Source organism: Enterovibrio sp. QJM3NY_24 (assembly GCF_057786035.1).
On record NZ_CM173519.1, the window covers coordinates 3,280,071 to 3,294,009 of the forward strand.

Genomic DNA, 13,939 nt, shown 5'->3' on the forward strand with positions numbered 1-13,939 from the left:
AGTCATGCTTTCCACCCTCATAAACCGCGTTCAATCCATGTCGCCAGATCGTCGGCAGTTTCTTTACCATGCTGCCCTAGCCGCACTATTTCGCGTGTTCGCAGCAGGCGCTGCTTTTTTACTTAGTGTTGTCGTCGCGCGGGTACTCGGCGCTGAACAATCAGGTTTGTTTTTCCTTGGTTTAAGCCTTGCCACATTGATCGGCACTTTGTGTTTACTCGGTATGGATAACGCCATGCTGCGCTTTATTGGTCAATCCCATACTTCCGATAACCCGGTGCAAACCAATCAGGTATTTACCAATGCTTACGCAGCGGTCGTGCCCGTTTCAGTGTTATCTGGCGTAATAGTCTATCTCTGTTCGCCCTGGCTAGCTGATGCAGTGTTCAATAAACCCGAAGCGACAGCAACGTTGCGTTATTTTGCAGCGGCTATCCCTTTTGTCAGCCTATTTTTCTTAAATGGGTACGCCCTTCAAGCGACACGAAAAGTGATTGCATCGGTCTGTTCAATGCAACTTGGGGTTACGATAATTGCGCTCCCCGCGCTGCTTTGTTTGCCACACTATCAAGCGGTTCCTCTCGCCAGCAGCGCTTCTTTCGTCTATGTCTTGGCGTCAGTGCTGGTTGTTATCGCTGGCTTATGGCTGTGGTTCAACGTGCCTGAACATCGCATCGATAGTACCCATTTACGTATGCCTGCCCTTTGGGGAGCAGCCCCCAACCTTTGGCTTATTTCAGCAACCGGGCAGGCGATCCCTTGGGCATCAGTCGTGATCGTTGGCTTTTTTGTAACCAGCGAGGAGGTTGCATTTTTTTCTGCGGCGCAGCGCACCTCTATGCTCATCAGTTTTATGTTGATGGTGGTAAACTTCGTCGCGGCACCTCGATTCTCAGCGTTGTATAAAGCCGGTGAATTCAATCAGCTTAAGAGATTGGCACAGTTATCAACACGGTTGATGATTGGCTTTTCACTCCCCGTATTGTTTATCGTACTTATTTGGCCAAATGCCATCATGTCTTTGTTTGGAAATGCCTTTTCTCAATCAGGGCAACTGCTTGTTATTCTGGCTATCGGTCAGACGATCAACGTGATGACAGGCTCGGTCGGTTTCTTGCTGACCATGTGTGGCTATGAAAAAGACATGCGTAACGTCACCGTTTTTGCTGGGGTTTTAACCGTGACTCTAACGGTTATATTTACGTCTATATGGGGAATACTCGGTGCGGCTATTGCGGTGAGCTTAGGTGTCAGCACTCAGAATCTGTTAGCGCTGCACAAAGTGAAAAAGCGCCTCGGCTTTTGGCCTATAGGCTGAACGAAGCCATACTCTAAGAAAGAATCAATATTGTCATGGGTTAGTGGTAGTATTTATTGCCCAATTAAAACGACATGACCCACAGTTAGTTAGATGTAAAAAATTAAGGATATCTGATGATTAAGAAGTGCCTATTCCCGGCAGCGGGTTACGGAACCCGCTTTTTGCCTGCCACAAAATCCATGCCCAAAGAGATGATGCCAATCGTCAACAAACCGTTAATTGAATACGGCGTCGACGAAGCCATTGAGGCAGGAATTGACGGTATGTGTATCGTGACGGGACGTGGTAAGCACAGCCTGATGGATCATTTCGATAAAAACTACGAACTTGAGCATCAGATAAAAGGCACCAATAAAGAAGCCCTGCTGGAAGATATTCGCGCCACCATTGATGCCGCATCTTTTACGTATATTCGCCAAAAAGAAATGCGCGGTCTTGGACACGCCATACTGACCGGACGTGATTTGGTCGGTGACGAAGCCTTTGCCGTTGTCCTTGCCGATGACCTTTGTGTCAACCAAGATCAAGGCGTTTTGTCGCAAATGGTCGCACTGTACAAACAGTTCCGTTGCTCAATTGTCGCCGTTGAAGAAGTGCCAGACGACGAGACACATAAATACGGCGTTATTTCAGGCCAAAAAATCAAAGATAACCTGTTTCGCGTTGATAATATGGTTGAAAAACCCGAGCCGGGCACAGCGCCAAGTAACCTTGCCATCATTGGCCGTTACATCCTAACTCCAGATATTTTTGATATTCTGGAGACAACGGAGCCGGGTAAAAACGGAGAAATCCAGATCACCGATGCATTGCTACAACAAGCGCAAAGCGGTTGTGTACTCGCATACAAATTCAAAGGTGAACGTTTTGACTGCGGCAGTGTAGAAGGCTTTATTGAAGCGACTAACTACTGCTATCAAAATATTTACCTTCAATCTGACGCGCCTAAACAGCCTCAGAAAACCGTCAAATGCGAATGATCTTTTTTCGCGAGTTTCACGTTTAATATCGTCGCTATTTAAACCAAGAAAGCTGTATATTTATACAGCTTTCTTCTTTTTCATTACACGATATTGTGGGATACTCCTCTCATCCGTTTTTCTTCAGACTCAGGTCTGATAAGTAGGCAAGGTAGACATGGATACAATTGACGTCAGAGGGGCTCGCACCCATAACCTGAAAAACATTAACCTGACGATCCCTCGCGATAAGCTGATTGTGATCACAGGGCTTTCCGGTTCAGGAAAATCCTCTCTCGCATTCGATACCTTGTATGCGGAAGGCCAACGTCGTTATGTTGAATCGCTGTCTGCTTATGCTCGTCAGTTTTTGTCACTGATGGAAAAACCAGATGTTGACCACATCGAGGGCCTTTCGCCCGCGATCTCCATTGAGCAAAAATCTACTTCGCATAACCCGCGCTCAACCGTGGGTACCATCACTGAAATTTACGATTACCTGCGTCTGCTCTATGCACGAGTCGGCGATCCGCGCTGTCCCACGCACAACGTGACATTGGAAGCACAAACCGTCAGTCAGATGGTCGATAAAGCGCTGGAGATGGAAGAAGGCACCAAACTGATGTTGCTGGCGCCAATTGTCAAAGAGCGCAAAGGCGAGCACCTCAAAACCCTTGAAAACTTGGTCGCCCATGGTTTTATTCGTGCCCGTATCGACGGAGAAGTGTGCGATCTTTCCGATCCACCGACACTTGAACTTCATAAAAAACACACGATTGAAGTGGTCGTTGATCGCTTTAAAGTGCGCAACGACCTTCATCAGCGCCTAGCGGAATCATTTGAAACTGCACTGGAATTAACCGGCGGCACGGCAGTGATTAGCCACATGGATGGCGATGGCGACGATCTTATTTTCTCCGCAAACTTTGCCTGTCCGCACTGCGGCTACAGTATGCAGGAATTGGAACCACGCCTGTTTTCATTCAACAACCCTGCGGGCGCCTGCCCGACTTGCGATGGCTTGGGCGTGCAGCAGTATTTCGATGAAAATCGCGTTGTGCAAAATGTCGCGGTTAGCTTGGCGGGTGGTGCTATTCGTGGCTGGGACCGTCGCAATTTTTACTATTTTCAAATGTTAACTTCATTGGCAGAGCACTATAAGTTCGACATCGAAACGCCATGGCAAGACTTGCCTGACGCGATTCGAGATGTGGTACTCGACGGCTCAGGTAAAACCGACATCGACTTTAAATATGTCAATGACCGCGGCGACCTCACCGTACGTAAGCACCCATTCGAAGGTATCTTAAATAACCTTAATCGGCGCTATCGCGACACTGAATCTATGGCAGTACGTGAAGAGTTAGCGAAATACATTGCCAACAAGCCTTGCTCTAGCTGCGGCGGATCTCGACTTCGCGAAGAAGCACGTCATGTATTTATTGGCGAAACCAATTTGCCGACCGTGTGCGAAATGAGCATTCATCAAGCATTGACGTTTTTTGCAGATCTCTCTTTGACCGGGCAACGTGCGCAGATCGCCGACAAAGTGATGAAAGAGATTCATGACCGTTTGCACTTTTTGGTCAATGTAGGCTTAAATTACCTCAACCTATCGCGCAGTGCAGATACGCTCTCCGGCGGTGAAGCGCAGCGTATTCGCTTAGCCAGCCAAATTGGTGCGGGCTTAGTCGGTGTGATGTATGTGCTTGATGAACCTTCAATTGGTCTTCACCAACGTGACAATGAACGTCTGCTCAGCACACTGAACCACCTGCGTAACCTCGGTAATACAGTGATTGTGGTTGAGCATGATGAAGATGCTATTCGTGCGGCTGACCACATTATTGATATTGGCCCCGGAGCTGGTGTTCACGGCGGTTTCGTCGTTGCAGAAGGCACCTATGAAGACATCATTACTAATGAGGCTTCACTAACAGGTCAGTACCTTAGTGGTAAGAAGAAAATCGATATTCCAGCTAAACGTGTGCCGTATGACAAAACGAAAGTAGTGAAGCTCAAAGGTGCATCGGGTAATAACTTGAAAAACGTTAACCTGACACTGCCTGTCGGTTTGTTTACGTGTGTCACTGGTGTATCTGGCTCAGGTAAATCGACACTTATCAATGACACCTTTTACAAAATTGCCCACCAGCGTTTAAATGGCGCGACCACCGGCGAGCCCGCCCCGTTTAAAGATATTGAAGGGATTAACCACTTTGACAAGGTGATCGACATTGATCAGAGCCCGATAGGTCGTACACCTCGCTCCAATCCCGCAACTTATACCGGTATTTTCACCCCTATTCGTGAGCTGTTTGCAGGTACTCAAGAGTCGCGCACGCGTGGCTATAAAGTGGGGCGCTTCAGCTTTAACGTCAAAGGGGGTCGCTGTGAAGCATGTCAGGGCGATGGCGTGATTAAAGTTGAAATGCACTTCTTACCTGATGTTTATGTTCCTTGTGATCTCTGTAAGGGCAAACGCTATAATCGAGAAACATTGGAAATTCGCTATAAAGGAAAAACCATCGACGAAGTGCTGCAAATGACGGTCGAAGATGCTCGTGAATACTTTGATGCAGTACCTGCCATCGCACGTAAGCTGCAAACCTTAATGGATGTGGGTCTGTCATACATTCGTCTGGGCCAAGCGGCAACGACGTTATCTGGCGGTGAAGCGCAACGTGTTAAGCTTGCAAAAGAACTTTCTAAGCGAGATACCGGTAAGACGTTGTATATTTTGGATGAACCAACAACGGGGCTGCATTTTCACGACATCCAACAGCTACTGAATGTATTGCATCGTCTTCGCGATCACGGGAACACTATCGTGGTTATCGAACATAATTTGGATGTCATTAAGACCGCAGACTGGATTGTTGATTTGGGTCCTGAAGGTGGTAATGGCGGCGGAATGATCATTGCTGAAGGCACACCTGAGAAAGTAGCGAAATCGAAAGAATCGCATACTGCACGCTTTTTGAAGCCGCTTCTCGCGTAAAAAGCCTATATCATCGAACGTTAGGTACTGAATAAGTTAAGCATGCCAACAACACGACTCCATCTTCACTGGCCATCAATGGTGGCCAGTAAGCCATTGGTCAAGCCAGTATTGATTGCTATGGCCGCACTGTTTCTGTTCTGTCTTCCTTTGAATCAGATCCAGCTTGCGGTGTCTGGCATACAGCACCCTTCTATTGCGCTCACTTTTTTATTAGCGGTCGCCATCGTTTGTTTTGGGCTTTGGGAAATTGCACGCCAAAAACGTTTTTGCAGGACATCTCTCACTGGATGGCTGTCACTCAGTGCACTGTTTTCCGTTGTACCCGCGTTTTACCTTCACGCTAGTTTTGGTGCATCGCTTTGGCATGTCTCCAGTATTGCCATCGCGCTACTCACATTTAGCACCTTACAACAATTCAGTTTCAACCATTTACAGCGCCAATACTTGCTTTGGCTACCGTTACTGTCGGGTTGGCTAGTTGCATTTTTGTTTTTCCTACCCAGTATTCTGAATAAGTCAGGATTACAACAATTGGCTTGGCAAACTGATAGCTTGTACCAAGACACCGCCAGTATTGTGTTACTCACATCACTGGCACTGTCGGCATATCTACTCGCGCGTACTCGCGTCTACAAACGCAACATTGCGCCCGTTCACATCCTATTATTGGCAACACCAACAGTGACGTTATGCGCCCTTATGGCCTTACGCCAAGCATGGCTGGTTACCATTGCAGTGCTGATCATTATTCTCATCCAGCCATTCTTGTATCGCTTTTGTCGTAAGCTTCATCATGGCCTTTGGAACTGCGCCGTTTTTTTAGGTTTTTTGATCGCAGGTTATGCTGACTGGCTGCCGTCTGCCGCCTTGTTCTCTCCCCGCTTTTCAACGCAAGAGTTTTCCGTTGTCGAACAATCCTTAGCGCTGCTAAAAAGTGCACAATTTGAAGGGGTCGGCCTAGGCCAACAGTTCACTGCACAATTACTTTTCGGTGTTGAATCTCAGAATGTATTGCCAATGCCCACCCTTCACCCTAGTTGGTTAGTCAAATCGCTCACCGAAGGTGGACTTGCTCTTTGCGCAGGTATTGGGTTGCTCACTGCATTGGTGATTCGACGCCTAAATGATGCCCCTTGGGGGACACGTTTAATGCTAACGGCCATCATGTTGCCATCATTAATCGGCATTGTTGTAACGCCTTTTGTCAGTGTGAATCCGGCATTGGCTTTGCTATTTGTGGTCTTGCTCTATTGGATTGATAACCTGTCAGCTCGCTATCAACGCATTTCCGTACGCCCAATAAAAACCGTCAAACTGGTTGCCTCTTCAAGTTTGATTTTGGCATCCACCGTTGTGTTAAGTTCTGTGTATCTTGGTGAGCAGGCGCTGCATACCTATCAAATCAGTGATAGCAAACTGGCTCAATATCAGGCACACCCATGGTGGCGCAGTTTCTATCATGAAGAAGCTGGAAAACGTGCATTTCTTACCAGCGTAGAGCGCAGAGATATACGTGCGCAGGAGGCTTATTTACGCCAGCAAGTACAGCGACTAACGTTAAACCCGAACGCCGATGATTATCAGTCACTGATTGAGCTTGCAATGTTAACGGGCAACAAAGCGATGGCGAAACAGATAAAACAGGAAGCCAACTCATTGTTCCCTAACCGTTTATTTCAACCCTCGTTTTCTGAGTAACTATCCCGCGCGACCAAACACTGACAATAAAAAACGCCCCGAGAGGCGTTTTTTGTTAATTGATGATGGGGTCTATGACTAACCCAATACGTCCTTTAATGCTTTGGCGCACAGGGCAACATTTTCTTTTCTCGCGGTGTATCCCATCAAGCCAATACGCCATGCTTTGCCTGCTAATGCGCCGAGTCCTGCGCCTATCTCAAGGTTGTATTCATTGAGCAAACGGCTACGCACACTGGCATCATCAATACCATCAGGCACTGACACTGCATTTAGCTGTGGAAGACGATCGGCTTCATCGACAAGAAAGCGGATGCCCAACGATTCAAGTTCGGCTTTCAAAAACGCATGCATATCGCGATGACGCTGCCATGCATTTTCTAGCCCTTCTTGTTTGAGCATCAGCAGCGATTCATGGAGCGCATATAAGCTATTTACAGGTGCAGTGTGATGGTAACTGCGCTTACCTGTGCCACTCCAATATGCGAGCACCAGGCTCTGATCGAGGAACCAGCTTTGTACTTTCTCAGTGCGCTTTTGCATTTTCTCAACCGCGCGTGGAGAGAAGGTCACGGGCGATAGTCCTGGTACGCAAGACAGGCATTTTTGACTGCCGGAATACACCGCATCCAGTTGCCATTCATCCACCAGCAATGGCACACCGCCTAACGAAGTCACAGCGTCGACAATGGTCAAGCAATCATGCTCTCTCGCTAAAGCCGATAACGTTTTTGCGTCACTAAGCGCACCGGTAGAGGTTTCTGCATGCACAAATGCCAACAATGACGCCTGAGGGTTGTCACGCAATGCTTGTTCAACTTTGGCTGGGTCTACTGGCTTACCCCACTCATCGTCTACCATTACCGCCGTTGCACCGCAGCGTTCAACGTTTTCCCGCATACGGTCGCCAAACACGCCATTGCGGCAAACGATAACGGTATCGCCCGGCTCAATCAGGTTAACAAAGCACGTTTCCATGCCCGCGCTGCCGGGGGCAGAAACAGCAATGGTGAATGCGTTTTCAGTTTGGAATGCGTATTGAAGTAGCGCCTTGACCTCATCCATCATGCCGACAAAAAGTGGGTCTAAGTGACCAATCGTTGGCTGGGACAAAGCTTGCAATACCCGCGGTGATACGTCTGAAGGGTCAGGGCCCATCAAGGTACGTTGCGGCGGAATAAATCGGGATATTGTCATTGTCGGCTCTCCATAAGCATCCATTCGTTTACTTACCCTATCACCGGAACTGCATTTGCCAAACCCCCGTCCACGCATAAACCCAAGCTTCGTCATGCTTCATTTGATCGACTGAATCGAAAAGAGATGCAAGTTGATGCAATCGGTAATTGACAAAAACGTCACAAAACATTATCAATAGAGAGCAATTTTTGCGCAGTGCATTTTTGCCACGCAAAAGCAGAAGAGGCGCGTCTATCAGGCAGTCTGTTTGCGGAGCCCCAACTCCAAAGCAAACCGATCAGGGGATAAGACGCCGAGACAAAACCAAACCTTGGGGGTTGGATTGTCGGTCTTGAGGGTTGAATCCTTCGGATTGTCATCTCTAATGAGATGGAGCGCTTCTGGAGAAATATCCTTTCTTCCGTACCCGCCCTCTTACTGCCATACAATTTTTACTATTTTAAGTTTCAAATATTTTGGGATAACTCCATTCGCAATCAAGGGAGATAAAGGGAAGTGAACGCATTAAATGTCGCAAAATTTGGCGGCACGAGTGTCGCCGACTACGCTGCTATGTCAAACAGCGCATCGGTGATCAAAGGGAATTCAGACACTCGACTGGTAGTGATTAGCGCTTGTTCTGGCGTGACAAATTTACTGGTTGAATTGGCAAATGGTGTTGCCGATGCAAAAAAACAACAAGATGTGTTGGCCAAAATTGCCGATATTCACTTCAGCATTTTGGAACACTTGCCTGCGAACGCAGCGGTGGACATTGCCATCAATGACGTTCTTGATGAAGTTGCGACTTTCGCAACTGCCGCTGCTACGTCCCCTTCTGACCGTTTAACGGATAGCCTGGTTGCATGCGGCGAATTAATGTCTACGCATATTTTCACGCACCTGTTAAATGCCCAAGGCATTGATGCTGAACGCGTCGACGTACGCCAAATATTAAAAACAGACAATGTCTTTGGCAATGCAACCCCAGATTTGGTTGAAACTGCCTTTCATGCTCAAGGAGTTCTTCGCCCGCTGTGTGATGCAAAGGTCGCGGTAACCCAAGGTTTCATTGGCGCGGACAATGACGGCAATACCACCACCCTAGGCCGTGGTGGTTCAGATTATAGCGCCGCGTTGCTGGCAGAAGCCGTGCAAGCAACCTCGCTGGAAATCTGGACGGATGTGCCAGGTATCTACAGTACCGATCCTCGTATTGCGCCTGCAGCCAGCCCCATTGATGAAATCAGCTTCAGTGAAGCGTCTGAGATGGCCAATTTTGGTGCGAAAATCTTGCACCCATCCACCTTAGTACCCGCAATGCGCCACGATATACCGGTGTTTGTTGGCTCATCAAAAGCGCCTGAGCAAGGTGGAACTTGGATTCGCGATACCGCGAAACAATCTCCTCTGTTTCGCGCACTGGCACTGCGTTGCAACCAAACCATGGTGACGCTCACTAGCCTGAATATGTTCCACGCTTACGGTTTTCTTGCCGAGGTCTTCAACATTCTGGCCAAGCACAAGGTCTCCGTGGATCTCATCACCACTTCTGAAGTCAGTGTTTCTTTGACTCTTGATCAGACCAACACCCGTGGCGGGGCGCCCACCTTACCGGACGGTGCAGAAAAAGAGTTAGCAAAACTGTGTAAGGTCACCGTGGAGCAAGATATGTGCTTAGTTGCTTTGATTGGTAACCATATGGGCGAGTCACGCGGCGCAGCTGCCAAAATTTTCGGAACACTCGAAGACTATAATCTGCGTATGATTTGCTATGGTGCCAGCAGCCATAATCTGTGTTTTTTGACGAGCACAAACGAATCAAAAGACGTAGTAAGAGCACTTCATAAGGAACTGTTTGAAGGCTAATCCATCGGCATACTCTTTCAACTCAAATCTTAGAAAACAAAAAAAGGGCGCTCAATTTGAACGCCCCTTTTTGTCACTCAATGATTTATGCGACTTACCCGTTAAGGTTAGGACCTAGCCATTTTTCAGCTTCGATCAGATCCCACCCTTTGCGATCTGCGTAGCTATCACGTTGATCTTCTTGGATCTGCGCGACAGCAAAATAACGCGATTCTGGGTGTGAGAAGTACCAGCCTGATACCGCGGCTCCTGGCCACATTGCATAACTTTCCGTTAATACCATGCCCGTGTTTGCTTCAGCATTCAGCAACGACCAAATTGCACCTTTCTCTGTATGCTCTGGACATGCAGGATAACCAGGTGCAGGACGGATTCCTTGATACTTTTCTCGGATCAAGTCTTCTCTATCCAACGCTTCATCTGGTGAGTATCCCCATAGGTCTTTACGTACCGCTTCATGCATACATTCCGCAAACGCTTCCGCCAAGCGATCAGCAACTGCCTGAACAAGAATCGCGTTGTAGTCATCGCCTTGGGCTTTGTATTGCTCTGCGATGTCATACTCACCGATCCCCCCCGTCACCGCAAACGCGCCAATCCAGTCCGCTTTCCCACTGTCTTTTGGTGCAATGTAATCAGACAAGCAGTAGTTCGGCCCTTTCGGCTTTTTCGTTTGTTGACGCAGGCCGTGCAACACCGTCAACACCTCGGTACGGGATTCATCGGTATACACTTCCACGTCATCATCAATGCTATTTGCAGGAAATAATCCGCAAACTCCATTGGCTTTAATCATGCCAGTACGTTCGATTTCATCCAGCATCTCATTGGCATCATCAAACACGCGCTGAGCTTCTTCCCCCACCACTTCATGGCGAAGAATGGTCGGGTATTTACCACTTAACGACCACGTCATGAAGAAAGGCGTCCAATCGATATACTGACGGATTTCTGAGATAGGAAAATCAGTGAACACGTGTACACCGGGTTTCTTTGGCTGTGGCGGTGTATATCCGTCCCAATCCAATGGCACCTTGTTCGCACGCGCCATTTCTAATGTGATAGGAGCAGTACGCGGTTTTTTGCGAGCATGTTGCTCTCGAACAGTGACATATTCTTTTGCGATACGATCTATAAAGCCAGGGCGATGCTCGTCAGACAGGAGCGAAGAACACACCCCTACCGCACGAGAGGCATTTGAAACATACACGACAGGCGCGTGGTAGTTTTCTTCGATCTTCACCGCGGTATGCGCCTTAGATGTCGTTGCACCGCCAATCAGCAAAGGAATATCAAACCCGCGACGTTCCATTTCCTTGGCAACATGCACCATTTCATCGAGTGACGGTGTGATAAGGCCGGACAAACCAATGATGTCGACATTCTCTTCAATCGCCACTTTTAGGATTTTATCCGTGGGTACCATGACACCAAGATCGATGATTTCGTAGTTATTACATTGGAGTACTACGCCAACAATGTTCTTACCGATGTCATGAACATCGCCTTTTACTGTCGCGAGGAGAATTTTGCCATTGGTGTAACCCGCTTGCTTCTCTGCATTGATGTAAGGTTCTAAATACCCCACAGCTTGTTTCATTACACGGGCTGATTTCACCACTTGCGGCAAGAACATTTTCCCTTCACCAAACAAATCACCCACGATGTTCATGCCTGCCATAAGCGGGCCTTCAATCACTTCGAGAGGCTTACTCGCATTGGATCGTGCTTCTTCTGTATCTTCAACAATAAACTCAGTGATCCCTTTGACCAATGCGTGCGCCAAACGTTTATCAACAGGCCAACCGCGCCACTCTTGCGCGGTACGGTCTTCTTCTACCGCACCGCTATCGCGATAGTTTGCCGCAATATCAAGCAAGCGTTCGGTACTGTCATCACGACGGTTCAATACAACGTCTTCAACCGCTTCGCGAAGTTCATCCGGCAGATCATCATAGATGGCAAGCTGACCTGCATTCACGATGCCCATGTCCATGCCGTTTTTAAAACAGTAATACAAGAACACTGCATGAATGGCTTCACGGACCGCGTTATTGCCCCTGAATGAAAATGACACATTAGACACGCCGCCAGATACCATGGCATGGGGCAAGGTGCGTTTTATATCGCCCACAGCTTCAATGAAATCAACCGCATAGTTATTGTGCTCTTCGATGCCAGTTGCGACTGCAAAAATATTAGGGTCAAAGATTATGTCTTCAGGCGGAAAGCCAACCTGATCCACAAGGATGTTATATGCATTGGTACATATTTCGATTTTGCGTTCGCGCGTATCTGCCTGACCAACTTCATCAAATGCCATCACAATGACTGCGGCACCATAGCGACGAATCAATTTCGCTTGTTCGATGAACCTATCAACACCCTCTTTCATTGAAATAGAGTTAACGATGGGTTTGCCTTGAACACACTTCAGAACGTTCTGCTTCCAATATTTCCCATTTCGAGGAATCGACCATGATAGGTACTTTGGAAATATCAGGCTCTGTCGCACACAAATTGAGGAAGCGAACCATGGCTGCTTCTGCATCCAGCATCCCTTCATCCATGTTGATGTCGATAATTTGGGCGCCGGATTCAACTTGTTGGCGAGCCACTTCAAGCGCTTCGTCATAGAGTTCTTCTTTAATTAGACGCTTAAAACGTGCAGAGCCTGTCACGTTGGTACGTTCACCCACATTGACGAACAAGGTGTCAGGCGCAATGTTTAAAGGTTCTAGACCCGACAAACGGCAGTATTTTGGCAATTCAGGAAGTGAACGCGGCACGACATTTCGTGTTGCCACTTCCATTTGCCGAATATGCTCAGGCGTCGTACCACAGCAACCACCGACTAAATTGAGAAACCCGCTTTTCGCCCATTCTTCAATATGCTCTGCCATGTCTTCAGGGCTAAGGTCATATTCGCCAAATGCATTTGGGAGGCCTGCATTCGGGTGGGCAGAAACAGAACAATCCGAAATACGAGACAATTCTTCAACATACTGGCGTAATTCATCAGGCCCCAACGCACAGTTAAGTCCAAAAGAGATCGGTTTAACATGACGTAGAGAATTATAGAAAGCTTCCGTAGTTTGCCCGGATAACGTGCGACCTGAGGCATCTGTGATCGTGCCAGAAATCATCACAGGCAGAATGATGCCATCTTCATCGAACACCGTCTCGATCGCGAAGGTACATGCCTTGGCATTCAGGGTATCAAATATGGTCTCAACTAAGATGATGTCAGCCCCGCCTGCAATCAATGCGCGCGTGGATTCTGTATAGGCTTCAACCAATTGGTCAAATGATACATTCCGAAAGCCCGGATCATTTACGTCAGGCGAAATCGAACACGTTCGGTTTGTTGGCCCTAATACGCCAGCAACAAAACGCGGCTTTTGAGGCGTTTTTGCGGTCCATTCATCGGCCATTTGGCGCGCTAGCTTGGCAGCTTCGAGGTTAATTTCAGCGCTCAAGCTTTCCATATCATAGTCAGCCATGGCGATGGTGGTTGCATTGAAGGTATTGGTTTCCAGAATATCTGCACCTGCTTCGAGGTACTCACCATGAATCTGTTTGATAAGCTCTGGCTGCGTCAGAACTAAAAGGTCATTGTTTCCTTTTAGGTCCGAGTGCCAATCAGAAAAGCGCTCACCACGATAGTCAGATTCATCCAGTTTGTAGTCTTGGATCATGGTACCCATTCCACCATCGATAATCAGAATGCGCTCAACCAACAGTTTTTTTAGAATGTCCTTACTACTCACAGCCACAAATTCCTTCTTATATTGCTCGCTACTCGCATAGTATCACAGCTCAAATGGAAATCTAGACGTCTATGAGTGGCTCACTTCTAAAGGATCCCCGAAAACACTCAGATTTGTTGTAGTTTTCTTCATCACATCG

At 47.7% G+C, this 13,939-nt stretch carries 6 protein-coding genes, 1 pseudogene and 1 riboswitch; of the genes and pseudogenes, 5 read left to right on the forward strand and 2 right to left on the reverse strand.

Going from position 1 to position 13,939, the window contains the following annotated elements:
* Nucleotides 1-4: 4 nt before the first annotated feature.
* The 4 genes from AC3CIC_RS14665 to AC3CIC_RS14680 all read left to right on the forward strand — a co-directional run bounded on the left by AC3CIC_RS14665 (nt 5) and on the right by AC3CIC_RS14680 (nt 6,982).
* Complete coding sequence (locus AC3CIC_RS14665; protein ID WP_488514960.1) at nt 5-1,318, forward strand: flippase; 1,314 nt, start codon at nt 5-7, stop codon at nt 1,316-1,318.
* A 116-nt stretch (nt 1,319-1,434) separates the two neighbouring features.
* Nucleotides 1,435-2,301 carry a UTP--glucose-1-phosphate uridylyltransferase GalU gene (galU, locus tag AC3CIC_RS14670; protein ID WP_488514961.1) on the forward strand — a complete coding sequence of 289 codons (867 nt, stop codon included), beginning with the start codon at nt 1,435-1,437 and terminating at the stop codon, nt 2,299-2,301.
* A gap of 157 nt (nt 2,302-2,458) precedes the next feature.
* A complete protein-coding gene (gene uvrA / locus AC3CIC_RS14675; RefSeq protein ID WP_394211746.1) occupies nt 2,459-5,281 on the forward strand; it encodes an excinuclease ABC subunit UvrA in 2,823 nt (940 codons plus the stop codon).
* A gap of 78 nt (nt 5,282-5,359) precedes the next feature.
* Nucleotides 5,360-6,982, forward strand: coding sequence for a Wzy polymerase domain-containing protein (locus tag AC3CIC_RS14680; RefSeq protein ID WP_488515923.1), 1,623 nt, complete (start codon nt 5,360-5,362; stop codon nt 6,980-6,982).
* A 78-nt stretch (nt 6,983-7,060) separates the two neighbouring features.
* On the opposite strand, the gene AC3CIC_RS14685 is transcribed toward AC3CIC_RS14680, so the two are convergent.
* Complete coding sequence (locus AC3CIC_RS14685; RefSeq protein ID WP_488514962.1) at nt 7,061-8,179, reverse strand: pyridoxal-phosphate-dependent aminotransferase family protein; 1,119 nt, start codon at nt 8,177-8,179, stop codon at nt 7,061-7,063.
* Nucleotides 8,180-8,394: 215 nt separating this feature from the next.
* A riboswitch (Lysine riboswitch) is annotated at nt 8,395-8,570 on the forward strand.
* Nucleotides 8,571-8,677: 107 nt separating this feature from the next.
* On the opposite strand from AC3CIC_RS14685, the gene lysC reads away from it, so the two are divergent.
* Nucleotides 8,678-10,030, forward strand: coding sequence for a lysine-sensitive aspartokinase 3 (gene lysC / locus AC3CIC_RS14690; RefSeq protein ID WP_488514963.1), 1,353 nt, complete (start codon nt 8,678-8,680; stop codon nt 10,028-10,030).
* Nucleotides 10,031-10,124: 94 nt separating this feature from the next.
* Here the strand turns inward: lysC and metH are convergent.
* Nucleotides 10,125-13,806, reverse strand: a pseudogene (gene metH / locus AC3CIC_RS14695) (methionine synthase).
* Nucleotides 13,807-13,939 lie beyond the last annotated feature (133 nt).

Bases quoted from the DNA above. Each gene is read 5' to 3' on its own strand.
- AC3CIC_RS14685 (WP_488514962.1), bottom strand. From the start codon at position 8,179: ATGACAATATCCCGATTTATTCCGCCGCAACGTACCTTGATGGGCCCT.
- AC3CIC_RS14680 (WP_488515923.1), top strand. From the start codon at position 5,360: ATGGTGGCCAGTAAGCCATTGGTCAAGCCAGTATTGATTGCTATGGCC.
- AC3CIC_RS14665 (WP_488514960.1), top strand. From the start codon at position 5: ATGCTTTCCACCCTCATAAACCGCGTTCAATCCATGTCGCCAGATCGT.
- galU (WP_488514961.1), top strand. From the start codon at position 1,435: ATGATTAAGAAGTGCCTATTCCCGGCAGCGGGTTACGGAACCCGCTTT.
- uvrA (WP_394211746.1), top strand. From the start codon at position 2,459: ATGGATACAATTGACGTCAGAGGGGCTCGCACCCATAACCTGAAAAAC.